1 protein-coding gene is annotated in these 261 nt (G+C 76.6%); it reads right to left on the minus strand.

Annotated features, from left to right (window positions below):
• Window positions 1-21: 21 nt before the first annotated feature.
• Window positions 22-261: hypothetical protein (locus tag ABZ570_RS33335; protein WP_358072066.1), on the minus strand; the 240-nt coding region annotated here is incomplete at its 5' end.

A 261-nucleotide genomic window follows, 5' to 3' on the forward strand; every position in this document is an offset into this window, starting at 1 on the left:
CCGAACCGGACTGCGCCCGGGTCAGGCGTGCGCGGTGGCTGCGGTCGCCGTCTCGGCCGGCTCGTCAACGGGCCGCGACCGCTCGACGCCGAGCGCCAGGCCGGCGAAGCCCGCCACCATCAGCACGCTCACCGCGACCTTGAGCGGGACGCCCTCGGTGGCCAGGTCCAGCACCTGCCCGGCGGTGAGGACCAGTGGCACCCAGAGCGCCACCAGCCGGGCCCGCCAGGCGCCGAACGCGAGCACCAGGAGGCCGACCAG

It is taken from the genome of Micromonospora sp. NPDC007271, assembly GCF_040634005.1.
GTDB lineage: Bacteria > Actinomycetota > Actinomycetes > Mycobacteriales > Micromonosporaceae > Micromonospora.